The sequence below is a fragment of the Methylobacterium sp. 22177 genome (assembly GCF_052045615.1).
Taxonomy (GTDB): domain Bacteria; phylum Pseudomonadota; class Alphaproteobacteria; order Rhizobiales; family Beijerinckiaceae; genus Methylobacterium; species Methylobacterium radiotolerans.
Map to the genome: position 1 here is coordinate 1 of NZ_JBQEPK010000021.1, position 24,276 is coordinate 24,276.

Consider the following 24,276-nt stretch of genomic DNA (forward strand, 5'->3'; position numbering starts at 1 on the left):
GCCAGGACGGCCCCGCCGACCATGCCGAACACGACGATCAGGCAGTCGAACCCGACCTCCTGCGAGGAGCGCCCGAGCCGGTCCACGAGGAGGAACGGCGCCACGGCCAGGAAGGCGTAGAGGCTGGTGCCGCCGCAGGCCCCCGCCACCAGGTAGGCGCGGAACACCGGGACGCGCACCAGCCGCAGGTAGCCGGACAGAACGGCGACGAAGCCCGGCAGCGCGACCTTGTGGCGGTTGGTCTCGGGCAGGGTGAAGACCACGAGCGCGCCGAGCACGGCGACGAGGCCGGCCAGCACCACGAACACCGCGCGCCAGCCGAAAGCCTCGTTCACCACGCCGCCGATCGCCGGGGCCAGCGCGGGCGTGAGCGTCATCGCGGTGGTGAGGATCGCGAGCTTCCGGGCCGCGTCCTCGCGGGTCGAGACGTCGCGGACCATCGCCCGGCCGATCACCAGCGAGCCGCAGGCGCCGAGCGACTGCAGGACACGGGCGACGAGCAGGACGCCGATATTCGGCGCGGGGATCGCGAGCAGCAGCCCGGCGAGGTAGAGGCCGAGTCCCCCGATCAGGATCGGGCGCCGCCCGTACCGGTCCGAGAGCGGCCCGTAGAGGAGCTGACCGCCCGCGAGCCCGATCAGGTAGACGGTGATCGTCAGCTGGGCGCCGGCGGCGTTGGTGCCGAGGTCGACGGCCGCCGCCGCCAGCGCCGGCACGAAGATGTGCAGCGCCACCGTTCCGGTCATGGTCACGGCGACCAGGAGCGGCAGGGGTGCCCGGCGCTCCGCCACATCGGGACTTCGATCAGCCAAGGGGTCCTACGCGGTTCTCGATCCGGCAGGATGCCGGGGCGCGGCCGCCTTAGAGCAAGGGCCGCGCCCGGAGCCATGCCGGCGGAACGCGCCAGACACGCGAGGGGCGGGACCGTCCCCGGCCCCGGACCCGGACCCGGAGGTGCCGCCTACTCCTTCGGCAGCGGCTGCGGGGTCGGCAGCGGCGCGTTCAGATCCTTGGTCGGGCCGCCGACCTCGAGATCCTTCGCCCGGTCGACGGCCTCGGGATTGGCCTGCGCGGGCGGCTCCTTGGCGGCCGGCGCCGTCGGCGCGGTCGGCTCGGCGGGGATCAGGCTCGAGGGCTGGCCCTGCTGGTCGCTGTCGTGGGCGCTGGCCGGCGGGGCCGGCGCGTTGCGGTCGCTCGACTCGCCGGTCGTGCGCGGGCTGCCGGGCGACTTCGCCTCGACCGGCTTGGCGGTGCCGGTATCGGCGGGCTTGGCCGGGCTGTCCTTGCCCTCGGACGCCTTGCCGGCGGCAGGCTTGTCGGCAGACGGCTTGTCGGCTGCGGGCTTGTCTTCGGGCTTGGCCGCGGCGGGCGCGGCCGCCGGCGCGGCGTCGCTCTTCTCGACGGCCGGCAGCGGCTTCGGCGATTCGGCGAGCGTCCGCAGGTAGGCGATGACGTTGGCCCGCTCCTGCGGCGCGGCGATGCCGGCGTAGGCCATCTTGGTGCCCTTCACGTAGGCCTTCGGGCTCGTGAGGAACTCGTCGAGGTCGGCGTAGGTCCAGGTGCCGCCCTTCTCCTTCATGGCCGCCGAGTAGTCGAAGCCCGCATGCGCGCCCTTCGGCCGCTCGACGATGCCGTACAGGTCGGGACCGACCTTGTTGGGGCCGCCCTTCTCGAAGCTGTGGCAGGCGTGGCAGGCCTTGGTGCCGGCCTCGCCCTTCTCGACGTTGGCGCTGGCGAGGCGGACGGCGATCGGCTCGACCTTGGCCTCGGGCGCCGCGGAGGCGGCCTCGGGCTGCGGCTCGGGCAGGTCGTAGCCGGCTTTGCCCGCCGGCTTCGGGTGATAGATCAATTCGGCGACGAAACCCGATCCGGCCGCGAACAGAAGGGCGCCGAGGACTGCACCCAGGACCTTGTTCACCTCGAACGAGTTCATGCTCTTCTCGCAACTCGGCCGTGCCGATCGCGCGCCTGACACGGGCGAGCGGGCTCGGACACCGGACATTGGAAGATTTCGAGGTTGCCTTAGCGGTTCCGGGCGGTTCCTGACAATGCCGCAGGGGCGTTCCGCGTCGCTCCAGCGCAGGATTGTTCCACCGAATTGCCCAGCTTGTCACCAGGTGGCACCTTTTCTCCACCGCGGTCCGGCCGCATCCCGGCCCTCTGCCCGGCCCTCGACCGGCCCGTTTCCGGGGACGACAACCGGGGGCCGGCCTGTTAAGCAGCCGGCCGCCTCCCGCCGCGGCCGCTCGACCCGCGCATCCGGATCCGAATCTCGATGTCCGATCCCCTGGTCCTGATCCCGGCGCGCCTCGCCGCGACCCGCCTGCCGAACAAGCCGCTGGCCGACATCGCCGGCGAGGCCATGATCGTCCATGTCTGGCGCCGGGCCGTGGAGGCCGGCATCGGCCCCGTGGTGGTCGCCACAGACACGGCGGAGATCGCCCGCACGGTCGAGGCCGCGGGCGGCCTCGCGGTGATGACCCGGGCCGACCATCCGTCGGGATCCGACCGGCTCGCCGAGGCGCTGGAGATCGTCGATCCGGAGGGGCGCCACGACGTGGTCGTCAACGTGCAGGGCGACCTGCCGACCATCGACCCGGCGATCATCGGCGCCGCTATCGTGCCGCTCGCCGACCGCACCGTCGACATCGTCACCCTGTGCGCGCCGATCACCGATCCGCACGAGGCCGACAACCCCAACGTGGTCAAGCTCGTCGGCCACGCGGTCGGTCCCGGGCGACTGCGCGCCCTCTACTTCACCCGCGCCCGCGCGCCCTGGGGCGACGGGCCCCTCTGGCACCATATCGGCCTGTACGCCTACCGGCGCACGGCGCTGAGCCGATTCGTGGCCCTGCCGCCCGGCGAGCTGGAGGTGCGGGAGAAGCTGGAGCAGCTGCGGGCCCTCGAGGCCGGCATGCGCATCGATGCCGCCATCGTCGACGACCTGCCGCTCGGCGTCGACACCCCCGCCGACCTGGAACGGGCCCGCGCCCTGCTGCAGGGCCGGCGCCTGAACTGACACGCCGAACGAATCCGCGCCGCCATGACCGACCGCACCATCGCCTACCAGGGTGAGCCCGGGGCCAACTCGCACATCATCTGCGCGGAGGCCTACCCGGACTGGACACCCCTCCCCTGCCCGACCTTCGAGGACGCCTTCGCGGCGGTGACCGAGGGGCGCGCCCAGCGGGCGATGATCCCGATCGAGAACTCGATCGCGGGCCGGGTCGCCGACATCCACCACCTGATCCCGATCTCGCCGCTGCACATCGTGGCCGAGCACTTCCTGCCGATCCACTTCCAGCTGATGGTCCTGCCGGGCACGAAGCGCGAGTCGCTGAGGAGCGTCCACAGCCACGTCCACGCGCTGGGCCAGTGCCGCCGGATCATCCGGCGGATGGGCCTGAAGGCCGTGGTCGCCGGCGACACCGCCGGGGCGGCCCGCGAGATCGCCGAGATCGGCGACCCGAGCCGGGCGGCCCTGGCGCCTGCGCTCGCCGCCGAGGTCTACGGCCTCGACATCCTGGAGCGCGACGTCGAGGACGAGGCGCACAACACCACCCGGTTCGTGGTCTTCTCCCCCGAGCCCGTGCCGGTCGCCCAGGGCACCGAGCCCTGCGTGACGAGCTTCGTGTTCCGCGTCCGCAACATCCCGGCCGCCCTCTACAAGGCGCTCGGCGGCTTCGCGACCAACGGCGTCAACATGTCGAAGCTCGAGAGCTACATGGTCGACGGCGAGTTCACCGCCACGCAGTTCTACGCCGAGGTCGACGGCCACCCGGAGGATCCGGGCCTCAGCCGCGCGCTCGACGAGCTCGGCTTCTTCTCGCGCGAGCTGCGGGTGATCGGCACCTACCCGGCCCACCCGTTCCGCGAGGCGGCGCGGCCGGCGGCGGAGTGAGCCCTCACTCCCGCCGGAGCACCCGGTCGGCCGCCAGATCCGACCAGAAGCCCGGCCGGAAGTCGCGCTTGAGCGCCTCGGGATCGTAGACGGTCTCGACCCAGGTCAGGAAGTCGAGGCCCTTCGCCTCGCCCTCGGCGCGGTACCGGGCGAAGAACGCGTCGAGGATGCCGGTCTTGGCGAAGCGGAGATGGCCGTAGCGGGCGGAGAGCTGCCGCGCGGCCTCGGCCACCGGGCGGCCCTCGTGCAGGATCAGGTACAGGGCCGAGGCGAGGCCGGCCCGGTCGGCGCCGGACTTGCAGTGCATCACGGCCGGGTACTCGATGCCGGCGAAGAACGCCTTCGCGCCGAGGATGGTGGCCCGGTCGGGCGCCTCCCGCGAGCGGAGCACGAACTCGACGAGCTTGAGCCCGTGGCGCTCGCAGGCCTCGCGCTGGAGCGGCCAGGACCCGTGCTCGCGCCCGCCGCGCAGGGAGATGATCGTCCGCACCCCCTCGGCCCGGAAGCGGGCGAGCTGGTGGGGACCGGGCTGGGCCGAGCGCCAGAGGGCGCCGGACCCGACCCGGTGCCGATTGAGGTAGGCGAGGCGGAAGACCCCGTGGTCCATCAGCAGCATGTTGGCCCAGGCCATCAGCCGGTCGCCGGGGCCGGCGATCGGCCGCTCGAAGCGGGCGATCCGGGCCATGCGCCGCGCGTAGCGCGTCTCGGGCTTGAGGAAGCGGTTGAACAAGGCCGTGCTGCCGAGGGAACGAGCCCGGGCTCTACCAGCCACCCGCCCACCCCGCAATTCGCCGGCCGGCAGGTGACCGGCGGGCGGGCAACGCCCCGGAGCCGGCGCGATCCGGCGCCATTCTTGCCTTCACTCCGCCCGGATCGGCACCGAACCTGCGCGGGCCGCGCGAGTTATCCGCCGGTCGGACGATCGGAGGCCCGAAGCCCATGAGCACGCGCACCACGAGCATCCGCCGGGCCCGCGAGGCCGATCTCGGCGGCTTGTCCAAGGTGTTCGATGCGTCCTGGCGCGAGGCTTATCGCGGCATCATCCCCGGCGTCGCCCTGGAGCGGCTGATCGCCACCCGGGACCGGGCGTGGTGGCGGGGCGCCCTGCGCCGCGGGCGGCCGATCGCGGTGGTCGAGACGGGCGAACTCGTCGTCGGCTACGCGGCCTACGGGCGGACGCGCAGCCGGTCGCTCGGGCCCGAGGCCGAGATCGACGAGCTCTACCTGCTTCCGGAGTACCAGGGCGTCGGCCTGGGCCGGCGCCTGTTCCGGGCGGTGCGCAACGACCTCGCGGATCACGGCCTCACGCGGCTCGGCGTGTGGAGCCTGGAGGACAACGCCCGCGCCAGCGCCTTCTACGAGGGGCTCGGCGGCGTCGCCGGTCCGCGGGTGCTGGACCGGGTGGCGGGCCTCCCGCTCCCCAAGGTCGGCTATCTCTTCGGCTAACGTTTTCCAGCGCTCGTTGCCGGGCCGCACCATCGACTGATTTGCTTTGCCAAGCCGCGCCTCTAAGAGAGCCGGGAAGCGGACGAGACCGCATTCCGGAAGCGACACGCCATGAAGATCGACGCCATCCCGCTCGGCAAGAAGCCGCCGCACGACGTCAACGTGATCGTCGAGGTGCCGCTCGGCGGCGAGCCGATCAAGTACGAGATGGACAAGGAATCCGGCGCGCTGGTCGTCGACCGGTTCCTGTACACCCCGATGTTCTACCCCGGGAATTACGGCTTCATCCCCCACACCCTGTCGGGCGACGGCGATCCCTGCGACGTGCTGGTGGCCAACACCCGCGCCGTGCTGCCGGGCGCGATCATCAGCGCGCGTCCCGTGGGCGTCATGGTGATGCAGGACGAGGGCGGCGAGGACGAGAAGATCATCGCGGTGCCCTCGCGCCACCTGACCAAGCGCTACGACCGCGTCGAGAACTACACCGACCTGCCCGAGATCACGATCCAGCAGATCCAGCACTTCTTCGAGCACTACAAGGACCTGGAGCCCGGCAAGTGGGTCAAGTTCGTCCGCTGGGGCGACAAGGAAGAGGCCCACCGGCTGATCGAGGAGGCGATCGAGCGCGGCAAGGCCAAGAAGTAAGGGCGGCCCGGCCGCTCCCGCCCGGGGAGCGGCCCGTACCCGTCAGCCGTCGATGCGGCGCAGGCCCGCCCGGTAGCGCCGGGCATTCTCCACGTAGCGCTGGGCGGCCTGCCGCAGGCCCTCGATCGCGGCCTCGTCGAGGGTGCGCACGGCCTTCGCCGGCGCCCCGACGATCAGGCTGTGATCCGGGAATTCCTTGCCCTCGGTGACCAGCGCGTTGGCGCCGACGAGGCAGCCGCGGCCGATCCGGGCCCCGTTCAAAACCGTCGCCCCCATGCCGACGAGGCTGCCGTCCCCGATGGTGCAGCCGTGCACGATCGCGCCGTGCCCGATCGTGACGTCGGTCCCGATGTCGAGGGGAAAGCCGGGATCGACGTGCATGATCACGCCTTCCTGGACGTTGGTGCGGTCGCCGATGCGGATCGGCTCGTTGTCGCCGCGCAGGGCCGCGCCGAACCAGATCCCGACATCGAGGCCGAGATGCACGCGGCCGACCACCTGCGCGTCGGGCGCGATCCAGACCCGGTCAGGGTCGGCGAGGTCGGGGACGTGATCGTCGAGGGCGTAGAGCGGCATGGCGGCCTTTCGGAGGGAGTGGTCGTCCCGACCGCGCGGCGCGGCCGGGATCGCGACGGATGACGCGCAGCGCCTGTCGCGGGAATGGTACGGCGCGCCCAGGCTGCCAATGCTAGGCTGGCTCCGCAAGCGGTCGCGACCCGGATGGGAAACAGAGATGGCACGGTTCCCGGCCCTGATCGGTCTGACGGCGCTCCTGCTGACACAGGGGGCCAGGGCCGCGGATCTGCGGGAGGCCGGACCGCTCGGGCGGTTCCGGGCGACCTGCGAGGATCTCGGGACCTTCTGCTTCGCCGATGCCTGTGGCGGCGACCAGATCGCGGCGGCCCAGGGCTGCCGGGCGCGCTGCCCGAGCGCGTCGATCGTCGAGGTCGTCCCGGCCGCCTGCCCGCTGTCCGAGGGCCGGCCCCTGACGGTCCTCCGGCGCCGCGGCTGAGATCCCGCCGCGGCTGAGATCCCGCCGCGACCGCTCCCCGGGCGAAATTCCGCGTCGGCGGCAACGAAACGCGGAACGCGGCATTGATCGTTCGCGAACAGGTGAACAAGGGGACGCGGACAGATGCTCGCGAACGCGCGCGATGCCCGCAGGCGCACGGGGCTGACGAGCGATCTGCGTCCGCCCGAAGCGGGCCCGAACGCCGACCCCGTCCTGTACGGCGTGGCCGCAGGTCTGGCCGCCCTGTTCCCGCCGGTCATGCTGCGATCGGAGACGGCGCCGGAACCGCGTCGCCCCTCCGGAAGTCACCCCTCCGGAACCAACCAGTCGCGGGACACGACCGGCTCCCGGTGACCGGCGGCCCGCGCGGAGCGGTATCCGCCTCAGGCGGCGAGCCGGACGAGCAGGAGAAGCGTCGCCGCGACGGGGACCGCCGTGGCGAGCCAGAGGGCGCCGGGGTGGAACCCCTCGGGCCCCGAGAAGCGCGAGGTCCGCGTCACCGCGGGACGCAGGGCGTCCCCGCGTCCGATCCCGATCCCGACTGGCATCCGTGGCCTCCTCGATCCGCGAGGAGTGAGCCTCGACGCCTCTCAAGGGCGTCTGAATCGGCGGCCGCCTTCGTCCGGCGTGGTGAACCGGACCTTAAAGGGCCCGGTCGAACTTCAGCTCGCCGTTCGGGCTCTTGAGCACCAGCTGCGAGCCGACCATGTCCCACACCGCCGAGGTGCGCAGGGCGATGAAGAAGGCCTGCTCGGTGGCCGCGAGGCCCTTGTCGCAGCTCTTCTTGGTCAGCGCGAGCGGGCCGACGGCGATGTGCTGCTCCTTGAGCGGGAACGCGGTGGCCGCGAAGGTGTTGCAGCCGCCGTAGCCGCGGGCGCGGTACTGCTTGTCGATGATGAAGCTCGGCCGGTCGCCGCCCGTGAACGGCTTGCCGTTCAGGCTCACGGCGGTCCAGGTCGAATCCAGCGGGAACATCTTCTCGCTGGCCTTGGTCCCCGGCACGTACTGGGGCTTCTTCTCCTCCTCGCCGCCCGGCCGGCGGTTGCCCCGGCCGAAGCCCGTGGGCGAGCCGCCCATCTGCGCCTGTGCCTGCGTCGCCGCGGACAGGTCCATGGCCAGCACGGCACAGGCCAAGCTCGCGATCAGCACCCCTCTCATCGTCCAGTCCCCATGTCGCGCGCGCCGCGCGCAGGTCACCCCGGTCCGGAAGCGCCGCGCCGGCCGCGCGGTCCGGCCCCTCGCGAGGCCGCTCCGAATCCTTGCGCCCTGGCGGATGCGACAGGATTTCAGCACAATTATGGTCGCGCTCGGCCGAAGACCGCCCGGAAACGATCCGGGACCGCAATCGTTGTTGATGATCGCGAAGCAGGAGGATGACCTTGGCAGGATCGGACGAGGGGGCGCAGAGCGGGAGCCGGGCGCTCGCCATGACCCCGGCGCAGTCGCGGGCGGCCCGCGGGCTGCTCGGCTGGTCGGAGGCCGATCTCGCCGGCAAGGTCGGCCTGGACGAGCGATTCGTGCGGGACTTCGAGGGCGGCTACAGCGATGCGCCCAGCGGGCAGGTCGAGGCCCTGCGCAGCGCTCTCGGCGCGGCCGGGGCGGTGTTCAGCGACGCGCCGACGCCCGGCGTCCACCTCGCTGCCGGCCGGGGCGTCGACGAGGGCACCCGCGCCGACGATCTGACGACCGAGAACGACCGCTAACACCCGCCGGCCTTCCCGAACGCGCCGCTCATGGCGCGTTCATGCGCCGCACCCGAGAACCGGGGACGCCCGAACCCGCGCACCGTCCCTGGAGCGTCCCGTGATCGATCCCGTCTGCAGCCCGTCGCGGTGCGACCAGCGCTCTCCCTCGGCCCCCGACCGGATCGGAGGCCGCTGATGCGCGCCGACGCCTTCCTGGCCGCCGCCGACGCGCTGCCCGTGGCGAGCCTCGACGCCCTCCTGGGGAGCCGGGGGCTCGTGGTCGTCGCGCCCCATCCCGACGACGAGAGCCTCGGATGCGGCGGGCTGATCGCCGCCGCCCGGGCGTCGGGACGGCCCGTGCACCTCGTCGTGGTCAGCGACGGCTGCGGCTCGCACACGCATTCCCGCCTCTACCCGCCGGAGAAGCTGCGCGCCCTGCGCGAGGCGGAAACCCGGCGGGCCGTGGCCGTCCTCGGCCTCGGGCCCGATGCCGTCACCTTCCTGCGCCTGCCGGACGCGCACGTCCCGAGCGACGGGCCGGAGGCCGAGGCGGCCGCGTCCGCGGTGGCCAGCGCGGCCGCGGCGATCGGGGCCGGCGCGGTCTTCGTCACGTGGCGTCACGATCCCCACTGCGATCACAAGGCGGCCGCCGCGATCGTCGCCCTCGCCCGGCCGCGGATGCCGGGCGTGCGGGTCTACGAGTACCCCGTCTGGGGCTGGACCCTGCCGCCCGAGACCGAGGTCGGGCCGAGCCCGGCCGGCCTGCGCCTCGACGTCTCCGCCTATCGCGAGACCAAGGCCCGCGCCGTCGCGGCCCACGAATCGCAGACCACGAACCTGATCGCGGACGATCCCGAGGGCTTCCGTCTCGAGCCCGCCATGATCGACCGGCTCTGCGGCCCCTACGAACGCTTCGTCGCCGTGCCCGCATGACCCGGCGGACCCAGACCCTCCCGGAGGATTACTTCCTCGGCATCTACGCCAGCGACCCGGATCCCTGGCGCTTCACCACGTCGTCCTACGAGCGCGACAAGTACGCGGCGACGCTGGCGGCGCTGCCGAGGGCGCGCTACCGGGCCGGGTTCGAGCCGGCCTGCTCCATCGGCGTCTTCACGCACGCCCTGGCTGAGCGCTGCGATCGACTCCTGTCCACCGATCTGGTCCCGGCCGCCGTGGAGGCCGCACGGGCGCGCTGCGCGGATCGCCCCCATGTCGAGGTCCGGCAAGGCGCGATGCCTGCGGACTGGCCCGCGGAACGGTTCGACCTGATCGTTCTTTCCGAGTTCCTGTACTTCCTGGCGCCGTCGGATTTCGCCGCGCTCGTCCGCCGGGCCGGCGAGACGATCGAGCCGGACGGCGACATCGTGCTGGTGCACTGGCTGGGCGAGACCGACTACCCGCTGTCGGGCGACGGTGCCGCCGAGGCGTTCATCCGGCTGGCCGCGCCCTTCGCCCAAGTCCGGGCTCAGGCGCGGACCGCCGATTACCGGATCGACGTCCTGAGCGCCGGAGCAGCCCCGTGAGCGTCGCGGTCATCACCCTCAACAAGGGCCGGCGCGCGCACCTGACCCGCCTGCTCGAAGGCCTGGGCCGCGGCGATCCGCCCGATCGCTGCGTCGTCGTCGAGATCGGCGGCGACGCGGCGCCCTATCCGGACCTGCCCTTCCCGGTGGAGCGCGTGCCGTTCCCGCATGCCGGCCTGCCGCTCGCCGCGGCGCGCAATGCCGGGCGCCGGGCGGCCGGTGCCGACACGCTGATCTTCCTCGACGTGGACTGCATCCCCTCGGCGGGGCTCGTCGCCGGCCTGTCGCGGGCGGTGGCCGAGCGGGACGGCCTGATCTGCTGCGAGATCGGCTATCTGCCGGCCGGCGCGGTCATGGACGGGTGGCGCGCGGCGGATCTGGAGCGGCTCGGCCGGCCGCACCCCGTGCGGGTCTTCCCGCCGGCCGGTGCGGTGGCCCCGGCGCCGCAGCCCGGCCTGTTCTGGTCCCTCGCCTTCGCGGTGCGGGCCGCGACCTACGACCGGCTCGGCGGCTTCGACGAGACCTTCTCGGGCTACGGCGCGGAGGATACCGACCTCGCCTTCCGGGCCGAGCGGGCCGGCGTGCCGATCCTGTTCCTCGGCGGGCCCCGGGCCTACCACCAGCACCATCCGGGCTACGACCCGCCGCTGCAGCATTTCCGCGACATCGTCGCCAACGCGGCCCGCTTTCGCGACCGTCACGGGCTCTGGCCGATGGATGGGTGGCTCGACGGCTTCGCCCGGCTCGGGCTGATCGCGGCGGATCGGTCGACCGGGATCGTGGTTCACCGGGATCCGACGCCGGACGAGATGGCTGCGGCGCGGCTGCCGGACGATCGGCCGTTCTAGGGCCGTCGCGGCCGCCGCGCCGCAGAGTTGGTCCCTTCGCCCGAAGGGACAGGTGAGGGACGCGCCCGCTCCGGGGCCTTCTCCACCCTCAACCGAACGTGTCGGGCGGATCGCGGACGTGACCGCGGTCCGCCTCCCAGAGAGCCCCGGCCTCGGGCGCGTCGAAGCTCGGCGCGCCCGCGGGCGGCCTCAGCCCTTCATGGCGTTCGCCTTCTCGATCAGCGCCTCGGCCATGCGGATCGAGGCGATGTCGATGAGGCGACCGTCCAGGGACACGGCGCCGCGGCCGGCCTTGGCGGCCTCTTCCATGGCCTCGAGGATGCGGCGGGCCTTGGTGACCTCGGACTCCGAGGGAGTGAACACCTCGTTGGCGAGCTCGATCTGGCTCGGGTGGATCGCCCACTTGCCCTCGAAGCCGAGGGCGGCGCAGCGGCGGGCGGCCGAGCGGTAGCCGTCCGGATCCGAGAAGTCGCCGAACGGTCCGTCGATCGGGCGCAGGCCGTAGGCGCGACAGGCCACCAGCATGCGGTTCTGGGCGAACAGCCACGGGTCCTGCCAGTGGGTCTGGCGGCTGCCGGACTCGTCCTTGTCGGTGAGCACCGAGAAGTCGGGGTTCACGCCGCCGATCACGGTTGAGCGGGCGCGGGTCGAGGCGGCGTAGTCGGCGACGCCGAAGGACATCGCCTCCAGGCGCTTGGAGGACTGGGCAATCGCCTCGACGTTGGCCATGCCGAGCGCCGTCTCGATCAGCACCTCGAAGCCGATCTGCTTCTCGCGCTTCTTGGCCTGCTCGATCTGCGTGACCAGCACGTCGATGGCGTAGACGTCGGCCGGCACGCCGACCTTGGGGATCAGCACCATGTCGAGCCGTGGGCAGGCTTCGACGATGTCGACCACGTCGCGGTACATGTAGTGGGTGTCGAGACCGTTGATGCGGATCATCATGGTCTTGTTGCCCCAATCCAGGTCGTTCAGCGCCTGGATGATGTTGGTGCGGGCCTTCTCCTTGTCGTCGGGGGCGACCGCGTCCTCGAGGTCGAGGAAGATCACGTCCGCCGCCGAGGAAGCCGACTTCTCCATGAAGGTCGGGTTCGAGCCGGGCACAGCGAGTTCGGAGCGGTGCAGGCGCGGCTTGGCCTGCTGGATCAGGGTGAAGCTCATCTTGGGTTCTCTCTCTTGGTGACGGTTCTGGTGCCGTTGCGGGATGCGATCCCGTTCACCGGCGGCAAATGGCGCGCGCCGGACGCTCTGACAGAGCGCGGACGCGCGAATGGACCGGTTTCACCGGCGTCCGGCCGCAGCGCGGGTTCCCCCTCCCGAGCGGGAAAGGGCGCACGTTCTGCCCTCGCCTACCCGGTCGCCCCGAAGCCGACCGCGATGCAGTTGATGGACAGGAGCAGGGCCGACTTCACCGCCTCGCGCCGATCCTCGTCGGTCTCCGCGCGGTAGCGGGCGAGCAGCTCGACCTGCTCGCGGCTCACTTGGTTGATGGTCGGGAGCCGGCCCTTCAGGCGGTCCCGGAACAGCGGGAAGCGCTCGGCCAGCTCCGTGCCGCCGCTCACCCGCAGCACCATCTCGCGGGTGAGCGCGTACTCGGCCTCGATCATCGAGAAGATCCGGTCCCGGGTTCCCGGGTCCGGGACGAGGCCCGCGTAGGCGCGGGCGATGTCGAGATCGACCATCATCAGCGTCTTCTCGACCTCGTCGAGGACGAGGCGGAGGATGCGGGATTCGGTGAACAGCCGCTTGAGCGCCGCCTCGCCGTCCCGACCGCGCACGTCGATGAAGCTCGCGAGCCCCGATCCGACCCCGTACCAGCCGGTGATCACGTGCCGGTTCTGCGACCACGCGAACACCCAGGGGATCGCCCGGAGGTCCGAGAGCGCGCGCGCGCCGAAGCGGCGGGCCGGGCGGGAGCCGATGTTGAGGAGCGCGATCTCGTCCAGGGGGCTCGCCGCCTGGAAGTAGTCGACGAGGCCGTCGGTCTGGAGCAGCTGGACGTAGGCCGCCCGCGAGGCGCCGGCCAATGCCTCCAGGGCGTCGTCGTGGCCCGGCCCCGCCCGCTCGCCGTCGCCCGCCAGCGCGTGCTCGAACACCGAGGCCGCCAGCAACTCCATCTGGTAGGCGGCGGTGCCGCGGTTGGCGTACTTGAACGAGACGACCTCGCCCTGCTCGGTGGTGCGGAACCGGCCGCGGATGGAGCCCGGCGGCTGGGCCATGATGCCCCGGTGAGTCGGCACGCCCCCGCGGCTCACCGAGCCGCCGCGCCCGTGGAAGAAGGCGATCCCGACGCCGAGCTCCTCGCCGAGGCGGGTCAGCTTGCTCTGCGCCTTGTAGAGCTCCCAGTTGGCGGCGACGAAGCCGCCGTCCTTGTTGGAGTCGGAGTAGCCGATCATCACCTCCTGCACCCCGCCCTGCCAGCGGGTCGAGCGGCGCACCACCGGCGTCCCGAGCAGCGCCCGCATGATCGCCGGGGCGGCGCGCAGGTCGTCGATGGTCTCGAACAGGGGCACGATCGGCAGCGGGCAGATCTCCGTGCCGGCGGCGTCGAGGAACACCCCCGCCTCCTTGGCCAGCAGGTACGCGCCGAGCACGTCCTCCACCGAGCGGGTCATCGACAGCACGAAGGCGCCGAACGCCTCGCGGTCGAGGGCCTCGCGCATCTCGGCCACGAGGGCGAAGGTGGCGAGCGTCTCGCGGGCGGCGTCGGGCAGATCCTCGAAGGACCGCTCGGGATCGCGCGGCCGGGCGAGCTCCGCGTCGAGCCACTGGCGCCACGCGGCCGAGCCGAGGGCCGGCGGCTCGCCGTCGCCGTTGCGCTGGCGCCAGAGGGCGTGGAGCGTGTCGGTGGTCCGGGTGGTGTTCTCGCGCAGGTCGAGACGGACCGTCGAGAACCGGAAGATCTCGACCATCCGCCGCACCGGGCGGACGAGATCGCGCGCCAGCGCCCCGCACTTGGCCTCGGTCAGGCCGCGCTCCAGGGTGCGCAGATCCTCGATCAGCCCGTCCGCGCTGGCATAATCGGGACCGGACGGGTGCTCGCCCTCGTTGCGGGCGACCGTCGCCTCGATCTTGCGCAGGACGCAGGACAGGTACTGTCGGTAGGGCTCGCCCGGGTTGCGCCGGGTGATGGCGCGGGCTTGGCCGCTCTCGGCGAGCTGCCGGTCGAGCTCCGCGCGGAAGCCCTCGGGCAGCGGCAGCGAGCGCTCGGTGAGCGACAGGGTCCGGCCCAACTCGCGCACGCGGTCGCGGTAACGGGTGAGCGAGGCGAGCGCGTTGCGGTGCAGGGTCTGCCGCGTGACCGCGGCGGTGACGTAGGGGTTGCCGTCCCGGTCGCCGCCGATCCACGAGCCGAACTGGAAGAACGGCGGCACCCTGAACTCCGTGCCCGGATAGGTCTCGGCCAGCGCCTCGTGCAGCGCCTCCAGGGTCTCGGGCAGCATCTCGAACAGGGTCTCGTCGAAGAAGTGCAGGCCCCAGGCCACCTCCCGCTCGACGGTCGCCTTCTCCAGGTGCAGCTCGCCCGTCATCCAGACCAGCTCGATCTGGTCGCGCAGCTCGTTCATGAGCCCGTTGCGCTCGCGATCGGTCCAGCGCGGCATCTCCAGCTCGCGCAGCACGAGGTAGATCCGGCGGAACTTCTCCAGCACCGTGACGCGCTTGCCCTCGGTGGGATGGGCGGTCAGCGTCGGGCGGATGCGCAGGTCGGTGAGCAGCGCCTGGATCTTCTCGGGCGGCACCCCCTGTTTGCGCGCGTCAGCGAAGACCTTCGCGAACGAGCCGCTGAGCGCGGCCCGCCCCTCCGTGCGCTCGACGTGCCGGCGGCGGCGCATCGCGGCGTTCTGCTCGGCGATGGAGATCAGCTGGAACCAGATGCCCTGAACCTGCAGCGCGCGTGCGAGCATCTGCGGCGAGAAGCGCGAGATGTCGGCCGTGCCGTGCAGGACCGCCTCGAGGTCGGGGTCGTGCCGGCGGGCGACGTCGAGCAGCGCCTGGAACAGGATGTCCAGCGCCTGCTCCGACGACGTGCCGACGATCACTGGCGGCGCGAAGGCCGTGGCATCGACGAGACCGGGGGTTGCGTGAAGCGTGCGGGTCATGGGGCCACCTCGTGGCGCTCTTTCTTGAAGGACGAGGCGCGACGCGCCCCCTCCCCTCTCTGCGGGGGAGGGTGGCCCCCGCGTCAGCGGGGGTCGGGAGAGGGGAGCGCCATTTCCGGAGAGGTCGCGACGGGAGCTGAAAGCCCGCACCGTCGCGCTGCCCCTCTCCCGCCGCGCATCCGGGGGCACCCTCCCCCGCAGAGGGGGAAGGGGTGCAGCGCGGCTACGCCGCCCGGGCGAGCACGTCGGCCACCGTCTGGCCGAACGAGCCCGGATCCGGCGCTACGGTCAGCCCGTACGAGCGCATGATCTCGGCCTTCTCGGCGGCGCTGTCGCCGGCCGCCGAGATGATCGCGCCGGCGTGCCCCATGCGGCGCCCCTTCGGAGCCGTGAGTCCGGCCACGAACCCGATCACCGGCTTCGACATGTTCTCGCGGATCCAGGCCGAGGCCTCGGCCTCCTGCGGGCCGCCGATCTCGCCGATCATCAGCACCGCGTCGGTGTCCGGGTCGGTCTCGAACAGGGCGAGGTGGTCGAGGAAGGACGAGCCGTTGATCGGGTCGCCGCCGATGCCCACCGAGGTCGAGATCCCGAGCCCCAGCTCCTTGAGCTGGGAGGCCGCCTCGTAGCCGAGCGTGCCCGAGCGCGAGATCACCCCGACATTGCCTGGGAGGTAGATGTGGCCGGGCATGATGCCGAGCATGGCCTTGCCGGGCGAGATGATGCCGGCGCAGTTCGGGCCGACCACCATCGTCCGCTTCTCCTTGGGATAGCGGTAGAGGTAGCGCTTCACCCGCATCATGTCCTGGGCGGGGATCCCGTCGGTGATCGAGCAGACCAGCCGCAGCCCGGCATCGGCCGCCTCCATGATCGCGTCGGCCGCGAAGGGGGGCGCCACGAAGGTGATCGAGGTCGTGGCCCCGGTCGCCGCCACCGCTTCCTTGACGGTGTTGAACACCGGCAGGCCGAGATGGGTGCGCCCACCCTTGCCCGGGGTGACGCCGCCGACGACGTTCGTGCCGTAGTCGAGCATCTCCTTGGCGTGGAAGGTGCCCTTGTCGCCCGTGATGCCCTGGACGATGATCGGGGTGGTCTCGTCGATGAGGATGCTCATGGCGCGGTCTCCCCTCTCAGTGCTGGGTCTTGGCGGCGGCGCAGGCGTCGACCGCCTTCTTGGCCGCCTCCGCCAGGGTGTCGGCGGTGATGAGATCCAGGCCGCTCTCGGCCAGGATCTTCTTGCCCGCCTCCACGTTCGTGCCGGCGAGCCGGACCACCAGCGGCACGTCGATCTTCACCTCGCGGGCGGCCTGGACGACGCCCTCGGCGACCCAGTCGCAGCGGTTGATGCCGGCGAAGATGTTGACCAGGATCGCCTTCACGTTGCGGTCGGAGAGCACGAGCCGGAAGGCCGTCGCCACCCGCTCAGGGGACGCACCGCCGCCGACATCCAAAAAGTTCGCCGGCTCGCCGCCCGCGTGCTTGATCATGTCCATGGTGGCCATGGCCAGCCCGGCGCCGTTGACGATGCAGCCGATCTCGCCCTCGAGGCCGATGTAGCTGAGGTTGTGCTCGGCGGCCTGGGCCTCGCGGGGGTCGCCCTGCGACGGGTCGTGCATGTCGGCGATGCCCGGCCGGCGGAACAGGGCGTTGTCGTCGAAGCTCATCTTGGCGTCGAGCGCCAGCACCCGGTCGTCCTTGGTCACGACGAGCGGATTGATCTCCAGCATGGTGCCGTCGCAGTCGCGGAACGCCCGATAGGCGTTCATGATCGTCTTCACCGCGGCCGAGACCTGCTTGATGTTCAGCCCGAGCTGGAAGGCGATCTCCCGCGCCTGGAACTGCTGCAGGCCGACCGCCGGCTCGACCACCACCTGGATGAGCGAATCCGGCTCCTTGGCGGCGATCTCCTCGATGTCCATGCCGCCGCGCTGGCTGGCGATGACCCGGACGCGCTCGGCCTTCCGGTCCAGCACGTAGCCGAGGTAGAGCTCGCGCTCGAACGGGTCCGCGGTCTCGACGTAGACGCGCTGCACCGGCTTGCCCTCGGGGCCGGTCTGGTGCGTGACGAGGCGCTTGCCGAGGAGGTCCTTGGCGGCGTCGCGGACCTCGTTGTAGGTCCGGCACAGCTTGATGCCGCCGGCCTTGCCGCGGGCGCCCGCGTGGATCTGCGCCTTCACGGCCCAGAACGAGCCGCCGAGTTCGGTCGCCGCGTAGACCGCTTGGTCCGGGCTGAAGGCGATCGCGCCTTTCGGGACGGCCACGCCGAAGCTCGCGAGCAGCTCCTTGGCCTGATACTCGTGGACGTCCATTCGGCGCCTCCTCCGCGGTTCGTTGCCGCCGTTGACGCCATCTACTTTAGTTGAGTCGAAAGATTACGCCCGTCAAATTTTTTGATCTCGGGCTTGACGACGGCTTTTTCGCATCCGCAGCACGGATCGTATTCGATATTGCGACGCAACATACAGAAAAACAACGAGGCCGGGGCATCATGCACCCGGCCTCGATTGTCGATCCGATGGACTTTTCTTCAGAACGCTTCGTTCGAGGCGCCCGCTCCGTCATCGCGAGCGCACCGAAGTGACCCAGGGCAGCGCGACTTCTGAGATCGTACCGCCGACGGGATTGCTTCGCTTCGCTCGCGGAGACGGCGGCGTCGACGGGATCAACCGGACACGCTGTCCAGCTTGGCGCCGCCGCAGCGGGCACGCGCCCTCCCCCTGCGAAGGACGCAGGGCGGCCCTCTCAGTTCACCTTGGCCTTCACGATCCCGTAGACCTTCTCGGTCAGCGCACCGGCCTCGCCGAGCAGCTCCTCGAGCTCCTTCAGCCGCTCGTCGGCGAAGTCGCGGTCCTCGAGACCCTTGGCGTTGACGTAGACGTTGAGCGCCGCGCTGCGCAGGCCGGCATAGGCGGAGAGCACCGCCACGCCGGCGTCCGACACGACGTTGAGATTGCCCTTGTCGGCGGTGATCGCCGCGAGGTCGATCACCGCGCGGCAGGCCCGGCAGCAGGCGAGCGGCACGTCGCAGGCGGTCTTGAGCGCCGCCTGGATCCTCTCCGCGCGGGCCGCCTTCTCGTCGTCGGTGTTCTTGGGCATCCCGTAAGCGCCCATCACGGCGTCGAAGGCCTGGACGTCCTCGCCGATCATGCCGGTCAGCACGACCCGCAGGCCCTCGGACTTGGCCAGGACGTCCTTCAGCTCGGCCTCGACCTCGACGTACTTCTTCTTGCCGATGGTGAGGTTGCAGACCATCGACACCAGGGCCGCGCCCATGGCGCCGGAGATCGCCGCCGCGCCGCCGCCCCCGGGGGTCGGGGCGGCGCTCGCCAGCTCCGTCAGGAACTTCTCGATGCTGTCGCCCTCGGGGCGATGCGTCTCGGTCACCGGCGCCTCCTCAAGCCATCGTCTTGGCGAGGGCGTAGATCTCCTCGGCGTCGAGCACCTTGTCGGTGCTCTCGAAGAGCTGGCCGACGCAGGCCCGGTGCAGCTTGAGCTTCAGCCCGCCGATGCCGAGCGCGCCGAAGGCCTGCTTGCCGTTGCGGTCCTTGCCCTTGTCCATCACGTCGATGCCGCCGATGCCCGTCGGAGGCTGGGCGTTGTAGTCAGCGACGAACTCGATGGACGATTCCTGCGCCCAGGCGGATTCGGGCAGCAGCTCGACGCCGATCGCGCCGGCCGTGAACACGAGGTTGGTGCCCTTCACCAGGGCGACGCGGGAGGCCTCGTCGGGGGTCGCGGCGGCCTTCACGTTGACCTTGAAGCGCTTGTTGATCTGGTCCGCGGCGGCCTGGGTCTTGTCGAGGGCGCGGCCCGCGATGGTGACCTCGGCGCCCTCGCCGGCGAGCAGAGCGGCCGAGCGCATGCCGACCGGGCCGGTGCCCGCCAGCACGACGGCCTTCTTGCCCTGGAGCGAGCCGGCGGCCTTGGCCACCAGCGCGACGCCCGCGGCGGCCGTGGTGTTGGAGCCGTTGGAATCGAGCATCACCGAGACCCGGAACGGGCCGAAGAAGCGCTTCTTGACGGCGGTGAACAGCTCCTCGCCGGCCGCCATGCTGCCGCCGCCGACGAAGATCGCCGTCGACTTCTTCTCGGAACCGCCGCGGGTGTAGATCGTGCCGTCCACGAGCGCGCCGACATTGTCGGGATTCACGCCGCCGTAGCCGGTGATGTGGTCCGCGCCGCCGTCGTAGCCGACGACCGTGTCGAACACGTTCGGCACGGCATCGGTGTCGAACAGGAACAGCAGCTTCTTGGTCATTCTCTACCTCGGCCCAGGGTGGGCATCATCGACGTGAACACTCCACCCCGTCATTCCGGGTCCGCGAGGCGGGACCCGGAATCGAGACGCTCAGGTGGTTCTCTGCCGACACCGTCGGCGACACTGGGTTCCGAGCCCGCCCGCGGCGCCCCGGAATGATGGCGCGCTGCGCGCCGCCCTCAGCTCTCGACCACGTTCTGCGGCTTGCCCGCCACGAACGCCTCGACGTTGTCGACGAGCTGGTCGGCCAGGATCTGCATCGCCTCCTTGCTCGCCCAGGCGACGTGCGGCGTGACGATCAGGTTCGGCAGGTCGGCCTCGCACAGGATGTTGCCGTCCTTGGGCGGCTCCTGCGCCACCACGTCGAAGCCGGCGCCCGCGATGGTGCCGTCCTTGAGCGCTTCGAGCAGGGCCGCCTCGTCCACCAGCCCGCCCCGGGCCGTGTTGATGAGGATGGCGCTCTTCTTCATCTTCTTGAGCTCGGCGGCGCCGATCATCCCCTTGGTGTCCGGGGTCAGCGGCACGTGCAGCGTGATCACGTCGGACTGGGTGAGGATCGTCTCGAAATCCACGAGCCCGTCCTGCGGGAACACGTCGTAGGCGATGACCTTCATGCCGAGCGCCTCGGCGCGCTTGGCGATCGACTTGCCCAGCGCCCCGTAGCCGACGATGCCGAGGGTCGAGCCGGCGATGTCGTAGATCGGGTAATCGAAGTAGCAGAACTGCTTGGACTTCGCCCAGTCGCCGCGCCGCACCGAGTTGGCGTAGGGCACGATCGCCCGCCGCAGGGCGAACATCAGCCCGACCACGTGCTCCGGCACGGTGTTGAACGCGTAGTTGCGGATGTTGACGACCGTGACCCCCTGGGCCTTGGCCTGGGCCTTGTCGACCACGTCGGTGCCGGTGGCGGCGACCGCGATCAGCTTCAGGTCGGGGAGCTGCTTCAGCGTCTCGGCCCGCATCGGGACCTTGTTGATCAGCGCGATCTCCGCCCCCTGGAGCCGCGAGACGATCTCTTCCGGCGTCCAGGTCGACTCGTGCTCGACGTATTCGTGGGGGAAGTTGAACGGTCGGACCCTGGCATCGAGGGACTCACGATCCAGGAACACGATCTTCTTGGTCATAGGACCCCTCTCGAACGACGGGCGGTTTCCTCGATAGTCTTGTTCTTACTTGCGCGTCGGGGCGGGCCCGGCAACCCGGTCCCGCCCCGATCGCGTGCGCAGTTCACGCCTTATGCAGCGGATTCTCGCGCAGGTAGCTGGAGGCGGCGGCGACGCCCGAGCCCGGCGTGACCTTGATGCCGCAATCGAGCATGGCCATCTCGGCGCCCGCGATGGCGCCCAGCAGCGACAGCTCGTTCAGGTCGCCGAGGTGGCCGATGCGGAACACCTTGCCGGCGACTTTCGACAGGCCGGCACCGAGCGACAGGTTGTAGCGCTCGTAGGCGTGGGTGATCACCTTGGCGGCGTCGGCACCTTCCGGCACCACGATCGCCGTGACCGTGTCGGAGTTCCACTTGGGCTCCTTGGCGCAGGGCTTGAGGCCCCAGGCCGCCACGGCCTGACGGGTCGCCTCGGCGAGCACGTGATGGCGGTGGTAGACGTTCTCCAGCCCCTCCTCCTTCACGATCGCCAGCGCCTCGCGCAGGCCGTAGAGCAGCGGCAGGACGGGGGTGTAGGGGAAGTAGCCGGTGGCGTTGGCGGCCAGCTGGTCCTTCCAGGCGAAGTAGGCGTGGCCGAGCCGGTCGTTGCGGCCGGTGCCGCCCTCGGCGATCTTGAGCGCCTTCGGGCTGATGCAGATCAGGCCGAGGCCGGCCGGGAGCATGAAGCCCTTCTGCGAGCCCGCGATGGCGCAGTCGACGCCCCACTCGTCCATCTTGAACGGCAGCGAGCCGATCGACGAGATGCCGTCCACGAACAGCAGCGCCGGGTGGCCGGCGGCGTCGATCGCCTTGCGCACCGCGCCGATATCGCTGGTGACGCCCGTGGCGGTCTCGTTGTGGACGACCATCACGGCCTTGATGGCGTGGTCCTTGTCGGCGCGCAGCGCCTCCTCGATCTTCTGCGGGTCGGCGCCCGCGCCCCACTCCTCCTCCTGGACGATCACGTCGAGGCCGAGGCGCTGGGCCATGTCGACCCAGAGGTGGCTGAACTGGCCGTAGCGGGCGGTGAGCACCTTGTCGCCGCGGCAGAGGGTGTTGGACAGGGCCGATTCCCAGATGCCGGTGCCCGAGGACGGGAACAGGATGACCGTCCCGTTGGTCGAACCGAACACCATCTTGGAGTCCTGCAGCAGCGGCTTCACCAGCTCGGGGAAGCTCGGCGACCGGTGATCCTCGGACGGCACGTGCATGGCGCGCAGGACGCGCTCCGGGATGTTGGTGGGGCCCGGGATGAAGAGGTGGTTGCGACCGGGGCGCCGGGTTGCGGCCATGATGTTTCCTCCGAAAAGTCCATTGCGCGCGGGCGTGAACCCGCGCCGGGTTGTCCAAGCGTCCTCAGGGAGTCGGTCCGGCGCCGTCGAAAGCGGCTCGCGCCGCACCCCCTCGAACGCCATCCTCTGCCGTGATCGGGGGGTCTCCGCGGAGCGGCAGGCGGCCTCACGCCGCTCGCGTCGCGGCGCGCCCCCGCGCGCCGGTCGCCTCCGAATTGCCGTCCCGTCCAACGGCTCCAGGGCCGTCCTCGCCGCCTTCCTGTCAAGGTCCGGCCGTGCTCGTGCCGAGCGGCCGGTTCTTGGTATTATGAGGCGGTGAAGCTCGAAAGGAAAACCGGAAAAACTTCCGGAACTTGCCAAAAAAATTTTTTGTGCGACGCAACGAAGTCGAGCTCCGGTTGAGAGGCTTCGCGGCACCGCACACCGAAGTCTTTCCGCCCCGTCCGAACCCGCGTCATCAAACTGAGATCGGATCGCGCTCTGGATCCCGGCACCGTAAAGCCGCCGGGAGAGGGTGCCGTGGCCGAGGTTGAGGAGATGCCGGTCCGCGTGCGGACGCTGTTCCTGTCCGACCTGCATCTCGGCACGCGCGGCTGCCAGGCCGGCCTGCTGCTGTCGTTCCTGAAGGACTACGACGCCGACACGATCTACCTCGTCGGCGACATCGTGGACGGCTGGCAGCTGCGCTCGGGCTGGTACTGGCCGCAGGAGCACAACGACGTCGTGCAGAAGCTCCTGCGCAAGGTCCGCAAGGGCGCGCGGATCGTCTACCTGCCGGGCAACCACGACGAGTTCCTGCGCGACTACGTGGGCACGAGCTTCGGCGGCATCGAGCTGGCCGAGACCGCGATCCACGAGGCGGCCGACGGCAAGCGCTACCTCGTCATCCACGGCGACCAGTTCGACATGGTCGTGCGCCACTCGCCGTGGCTCGCCCATCTGGGCGACGGCGCCTACACGCTGGCGCTCTCGCTCAACACGCTGATCAACAAGGTGCGGCGGCGTCTCGGCCTGTCCTACTGGTCGCTCTCCGCCTGGGCGAAGCTGCGCGTCAAGAACGCCGTGAGCTTCATCGGCCGCTTCGAGACGATCCTGGCCGAGGAGGCGCGCCGCCAGGGCGCCGACGGGGTGATCTGCGGCCACATCCACCACGCGGCCGACCGGCCGATCGGCGACCTGCGCTACCTCAACACCGGCGACTGGGTGGAATCCTGCACGGGGCTCGTGGAGCACTACGACGGCCGCATCGAGGTGCTGCACTACCCGAGCCTCCTGCGGGCGCGGGCGGCCGAGATCGTGCCGCAGACCCTGCCGGGCCGGCGCGCGGTGGCGTGAGGGCGCCGCCGTGAAGCTCCTGATCGCCAGCGACGCGTGGCACCCCCAGGTGAACGGCGTCGTGCGCTCCCTCGAGCAGATGGTCCGCCGCGCGCCGGAGCACGGCTTCGCCACGGCCCTGCTGTCGGTGGCGGATTTCCGCTCGCTGCCGCTGCCGGGCTACCCCGAGATCCGCCTCGCCTATGCCGGGCGCGAGCGGGTGGCGGCGCGCTGGCGGGCCGAGCGGCCGAGCCACGTGCACATCGCCACGGAGGGGCCGGTGGGCCTCGCGGCGCGCCGGCACTGCCTCGCGCACGGCCTGCCCTTCACGACGAGCTACCACACGCGCTTCCCGGAATACCTCGCCGCCCGCGCCCCGGTGCCGGAGGCGTGGTCCTACGCGTATCTGCGCCGGTTCCACGGCGCCGCCCGGGGGACGATGGTCAGCACCGCCTCGCTCCAGGGCGAGCTCGCGGCGCGGGGCTTCGGCCGCCTGATGCGCTGGACTCGGGGCGTGGACACGGAGCGGTTCCGGCCGGCCGAGCCCGGGACGCCCGCGCCGGCGGAACTCGCCGGCCTGCCGGGGCCGCTGTTCCTCTACGTCGGGCGGCTGGCGGTGGAGAAGAACGTCGCGGCCTTCCTGAGCCTCGATCTGCCCGGCACGAAAGTGGTGGTCGGCGACGGGCCGGACCGCGCGCGGCTGCAGGCGCTCGCGCCGGAGGCCCGCTTCCTCGGCACCCGCACCGGCGCGGACCTCTCGGCCGTCTACGCGGCCTGCGACGTCTTCGTCTTCCCGAGCCTCACCGACACGTTCGGCATCGTGCTCCTGGAGGCGCTGGCCAGCGGCCTCCCGGTGGCGGCCTTCCCGGTGCCGGGCCCCAACGACGTCGTCGGCGGCACCCGGGTCGGGGTGCTCGACCCGGATCTGCGGGTCGCCGCGCTGGCGGCTTTGCGCCTGTCGCGCGCCGAGTGCCGGGCCGAGGCGCTGCGCTGCGGCTGGGACGTGAGCGCCCGGCAGTTCTTCGGCAACATCGTCGAGGCGCATGGCGGTGCCCGGAGCACCCGGGACGCCGCCTGACGCGTGACGGCGCCCGCGCGGGATGGCAGG

The 24,276-nt window shown here is 71.3% G+C and carries 25 protein-coding genes; 11 read left to right on the top strand and 14 right to left on the bottom strand.

Annotated elements, in window-relative coordinates:
* On the bottom strand, positions 1-746 hold a 746-nt coding region (locus tag ACTJK8_RS18665; protein ID WP_440762357.1), incomplete at its 3' end, for an MFS transporter.
* A 215-nt stretch (positions 747-961) separates the two neighbouring features.
* Positions 962-1,933 (bottom strand): c-type cytochrome, encoded by a 972-nt coding sequence (locus ACTJK8_RS18670; protein WP_024829192.1) that lies wholly within the window; start codon positions 1,931-1,933, stop codon positions 962-964.
* Positions 1,934-2,275: 342 nt separating this feature from the next.
* Here ACTJK8_RS18670 and ACTJK8_RS18675 point away from each other — a divergent pair, with 342 nt between their 5' ends.
* Together ACTJK8_RS18675 and ACTJK8_RS18680 are read left to right on the top strand one after the other, a co-directional pair.
* Entirely contained in the window at positions 2,276-3,019 is a 744-nt protein-coding gene (locus tag ACTJK8_RS18675; protein WP_012320585.1) for a 3-deoxy-manno-octulosonate cytidylyltransferase, read from the top strand.
* A gap of 24 nt (positions 3,020-3,043) precedes the next feature.
* Positions 3,044-3,901, top strand: coding sequence for a prephenate dehydratase (locus ACTJK8_RS18680; protein WP_012320586.1), 858 nt, complete (start codon positions 3,044-3,046; stop codon positions 3,899-3,901).
* Between the two features lie 4 nt (positions 3,902-3,905).
* On the opposite strand, the gene ACTJK8_RS18685 is transcribed toward ACTJK8_RS18680, so the two are convergent.
* A complete protein-coding gene (locus ACTJK8_RS18685) occupies positions 3,906-4,631 on the bottom strand; it encodes a tyrosine-protein phosphatase (protein WP_012320587.1) in 726 nt (241 codons plus the stop codon).
* Between the two features lie 209 nt (positions 4,632-4,840).
* On the opposite strand from ACTJK8_RS18685, the gene ACTJK8_RS18690 reads away from it, so the two are divergent.
* Together ACTJK8_RS18690 and ppa are read left to right on the top strand one after the other, a co-directional pair.
* On the top strand, positions 4,841-5,347 hold the full coding sequence (locus tag ACTJK8_RS18690; protein ID WP_063111567.1) for a GNAT family N-acetyltransferase: 507 nt from the start codon (positions 4,841-4,843) through the stop codon (positions 5,345-5,347).
* 111 nt (positions 5,348-5,458) lie between these two features.
* The gene (gene ppa, locus ACTJK8_RS18695) at positions 5,459-5,992 is read left to right on the top strand and encodes an inorganic diphosphatase (protein WP_012320589.1); all 534 of its coding nucleotides are present in this window, start codon (positions 5,459-5,461) and stop codon (positions 5,990-5,992) included.
* Between the two features lie 42 nt (positions 5,993-6,034).
* Here the strand turns inward: ppa and ACTJK8_RS18700 are convergent, their stop codons facing one another.
* Positions 6,035-6,568 (bottom strand): gamma carbonic anhydrase family protein, encoded by a 534-nt coding sequence (locus ACTJK8_RS18700; RefSeq protein ID WP_024829190.1) that lies wholly within the window; start codon positions 6,566-6,568, stop codon positions 6,035-6,037.
* A gap of 157 nt (positions 6,569-6,725) precedes the next feature.
* Between ACTJK8_RS18700 and ACTJK8_RS18705 the strand changes: the two genes are divergently transcribed.
* Entirely contained in the window at positions 6,726-7,004 is a 279-nt protein-coding gene (locus tag ACTJK8_RS18705) for a hypothetical protein (protein ID WP_063111566.1), read from the top strand.
* 383 nt (positions 7,005-7,387) lie between these two features.
* Here ACTJK8_RS18705 and ACTJK8_RS18710 read toward each other — a convergent pair whose 3' ends face one another.
* Together ACTJK8_RS18710 and ACTJK8_RS18715 are read right to left on the bottom strand one after the other, a co-directional pair.
* Positions 7,388-7,552, bottom strand: a complete 165-nt coding sequence (locus tag ACTJK8_RS18710; RefSeq protein WP_012320593.1) for a hypothetical protein — start codon at positions 7,550-7,552, stop codon at positions 7,388-7,390.
* A 94-nt stretch (positions 7,553-7,646) separates the two neighbouring features.
* Positions 7,647-8,162 (bottom strand): META domain-containing protein, encoded by a 516-nt coding sequence (locus tag ACTJK8_RS18715; protein WP_012320594.1) that lies wholly within the window; start codon positions 8,160-8,162, stop codon positions 7,647-7,649.
* Between the two features lie 221 nt (positions 8,163-8,383).
* On the opposite strand from ACTJK8_RS18715, the gene ACTJK8_RS18720 reads away from it, so the two are divergent.
* The 4 genes from ACTJK8_RS18720 to ACTJK8_RS18735 all read left to right on the top strand — a co-directional run bounded on the left by ACTJK8_RS18720 (position 8,384) and on the right by ACTJK8_RS18735 (position 11,060).
* On the top strand, positions 8,384-8,707 hold the full coding sequence (locus ACTJK8_RS18720) for an XRE family transcriptional regulator (protein WP_024829187.1): 324 nt from the start codon (positions 8,384-8,386) through the stop codon (positions 8,705-8,707).
* A 177-nt stretch (positions 8,708-8,884) separates the two neighbouring features.
* A complete protein-coding gene (locus ACTJK8_RS18725; RefSeq protein ID WP_012320596.1) occupies positions 8,885-9,622 on the top strand; it encodes a PIG-L deacetylase family protein in 738 nt (245 codons plus the stop codon).
* Positions 9,619-10,212, top strand: coding sequence for an SAM-dependent methyltransferase (locus tag ACTJK8_RS18730; protein ID WP_012320597.1), 594 nt, complete (start codon positions 9,619-9,621; stop codon positions 10,210-10,212). Before ACTJK8_RS18725 ends, ACTJK8_RS18730 begins: the two co-directional genes overlap by 4 nt.
* The gene (locus ACTJK8_RS18735; protein ID WP_063111565.1) at positions 10,209-11,060 is read left to right on the top strand and encodes a glycosyltransferase family 2 protein; all 852 of its coding nucleotides are present in this window, start codon (positions 10,209-10,211) and stop codon (positions 11,058-11,060) included. Before ACTJK8_RS18730 ends, ACTJK8_RS18735 begins: the two co-directional genes overlap by 4 nt.
* Before the next feature lie 189 nt (positions 11,061-11,249).
* Here ACTJK8_RS18735 and ACTJK8_RS18740 read toward each other — a convergent pair whose 3' ends face one another.
* The 8 genes from ACTJK8_RS18740 to ACTJK8_RS18775 all read right to left on the bottom strand — a co-directional run bounded on the left by ACTJK8_RS18740 (position 11,250) and on the right by ACTJK8_RS18775 (position 21,854).
* Positions 11,250-12,221, bottom strand: coding sequence for an HpcH/HpaI aldolase/citrate lyase family protein (locus ACTJK8_RS18740; RefSeq protein WP_043074238.1), 972 nt, complete (start codon positions 12,219-12,221; stop codon positions 11,250-11,252).
* Between the two features lie 188 nt (positions 12,222-12,409).
* Positions 12,410-15,160 (bottom strand): phosphoenolpyruvate carboxylase, encoded by a 2,751-nt coding sequence (locus tag ACTJK8_RS18745; RefSeq protein WP_070999993.1) that lies wholly within the window; start codon positions 15,158-15,160, stop codon positions 12,410-12,412.
* Positions 15,161-15,383: 223 nt separating this feature from the next.
* Positions 15,384-16,274, bottom strand: coding sequence for a succinate--CoA ligase subunit alpha (sucD, locus tag ACTJK8_RS18750; RefSeq protein WP_010687110.1), 891 nt, complete (start codon positions 16,272-16,274; stop codon positions 15,384-15,386).
* A gap of 16 nt (positions 16,275-16,290) precedes the next feature.
* On the bottom strand, positions 16,291-17,469 hold the full coding sequence (locus ACTJK8_RS18755) for a malate--CoA ligase subunit beta (protein ID WP_012320601.1): 1,179 nt from the start codon (positions 17,467-17,469) through the stop codon (positions 16,291-16,293).
* Positions 17,470-17,902: 433 nt separating this feature from the next.
* Positions 17,903-18,544, bottom strand: a complete 642-nt coding sequence (gene fchA / locus ACTJK8_RS18760; RefSeq protein WP_012320602.1) for a methenyltetrahydrofolate cyclohydrolase — start codon at positions 18,542-18,544, stop codon at positions 17,903-17,905.
* A 10-nt stretch (positions 18,545-18,554) separates the two neighbouring features.
* Positions 18,555-19,418, bottom strand: coding sequence for an NADP-dependent methylenetetrahydromethanopterin/methylenetetrahydrofolate dehydrogenase (locus tag ACTJK8_RS18765; protein ID WP_012320603.1), 864 nt, complete (start codon positions 19,416-19,418; stop codon positions 18,555-18,557).
* A gap of 179 nt (positions 19,419-19,597) precedes the next feature.
* Positions 19,598-20,542, bottom strand: coding sequence for a D-2-hydroxyacid dehydrogenase (locus ACTJK8_RS18770; RefSeq protein WP_024829184.1), 945 nt, complete (start codon positions 20,540-20,542; stop codon positions 19,598-19,600).
* 103 nt (positions 20,543-20,645) lie between these two features.
* Complete coding sequence (locus ACTJK8_RS18775; RefSeq protein WP_012320605.1) at positions 20,646-21,854, bottom strand: aminotransferase class V-fold PLP-dependent enzyme; 1,209 nt, start codon at positions 21,852-21,854, stop codon at positions 20,646-20,648.
* 519 nt (positions 21,855-22,373) lie between these two features.
* Here ACTJK8_RS18775 and ACTJK8_RS18780 point away from each other — a divergent pair.
* Complete coding sequence (locus ACTJK8_RS18780; protein WP_024829183.1) at positions 22,374-23,189, top strand: UDP-2,3-diacylglucosamine diphosphatase; 816 nt, start codon at positions 22,374-22,376, stop codon at positions 23,187-23,189.
* 10 nt (positions 23,190-23,199) lie between these two features.
* The gene (locus tag ACTJK8_RS18785) at positions 23,200-24,246 is read left to right on the top strand and encodes a glycosyltransferase family 4 protein (RefSeq protein ID WP_012320607.1); all 1,047 of its coding nucleotides are present in this window, start codon (positions 23,200-23,202) and stop codon (positions 24,244-24,246) included.
* Positions 24,247-24,276: the final 30 nt, after the last annotated feature.

Coding starts and splice junctions, on each gene's coding strand:
- ACTJK8_RS18670 (WP_024829192.1), bottom strand. CDS start 1,933: ATGAACTCGTTCGAGGTGAACAAGGTCCTGGGTGCAGTCCTCGGCGCC.
- ACTJK8_RS18675 (WP_012320585.1), top strand. CDS start 2,276: ATGTCCGATCCCCTGGTCCTGATCCCGGCGCGCCTCGCCGCGACCCGC.
- ACTJK8_RS18680 (WP_012320586.1), top strand. CDS start 3,044: ATGACCGACCGCACCATCGCCTACCAGGGTGAGCCCGGGGCCAACTCG.
- ACTJK8_RS18690 (WP_063111567.1), top strand. CDS start 4,841: ATGAGCACGCGCACCACGAGCATCCGCCGGGCCCGCGAGGCCGATCTC.
- ppa (WP_012320589.1), top strand. CDS start 5,459: ATGAAGATCGACGCCATCCCGCTCGGCAAGAAGCCGCCGCACGACGTC.
- ACTJK8_RS18700 (WP_024829190.1), bottom strand. CDS start 6,568: ATGCCGCTCTACGCCCTCGACGATCACGTCCCCGACCTCGCCGACCCT.
- ACTJK8_RS18705 (WP_063111566.1), top strand. CDS start 6,726: ATGGCACGGTTCCCGGCCCTGATCGGTCTGACGGCGCTCCTGCTGACA.
- ACTJK8_RS18710 (WP_012320593.1), bottom strand. CDS start 7,552: ATGCCAGTCGGGATCGGGATCGGACGCGGGGACGCCCTGCGTCCCGCG.
- ACTJK8_RS18715 (WP_012320594.1), bottom strand. CDS start 8,162: ATGAGAGGGGTGCTGATCGCGAGCTTGGCCTGTGCCGTGCTGGCCATG.
- ACTJK8_RS18725 (WP_012320596.1), top strand. CDS start 8,885: ATGCGCGCCGACGCCTTCCTGGCCGCCGCCGACGCGCTGCCCGTGGCG.
- ACTJK8_RS18730 (WP_012320597.1), top strand. CDS start 9,619: ATGACCCGGCGGACCCAGACCCTCCCGGAGGATTACTTCCTCGGCATC.
- ACTJK8_RS18740 (WP_043074238.1), bottom strand. CDS start 12,221: ATGAGCTTCACCCTGATCCAGCAGGCCAAGCCGCGCCTGCACCGCTCC.
- ACTJK8_RS18745 (WP_070999993.1), bottom strand. CDS start 15,160: ATGACCCGCACGCTTCACGCAACCCCCGGTCTCGTCGATGCCACGGCC.
- sucD (WP_010687110.1), bottom strand. CDS start 16,274: ATGAGCATCCTCATCGACGAGACCACCCCGATCATCGTCCAGGGCATC.
- ACTJK8_RS18755 (WP_012320601.1), bottom strand. CDS start 17,469: ATGGACGTCCACGAGTATCAGGCCAAGGAGCTGCTCGCGAGCTTCGGC.
- ACTJK8_RS18765 (WP_012320603.1), bottom strand. CDS start 19,418: ATGACCAAGAAGCTGCTGTTCCTGTTCGACACCGATGCCGTGCCGAAC.
- ACTJK8_RS18770 (WP_024829184.1), bottom strand. CDS start 20,542: ATGACCAAGAAGATCGTGTTCCTGGATCGTGAGTCCCTCGATGCCAGG.
- ACTJK8_RS18775 (WP_012320605.1), bottom strand. CDS start 21,854: ATGGCCGCAACCCGGCGCCCCGGTCGCAACCACCTCTTCATCCCGGGC.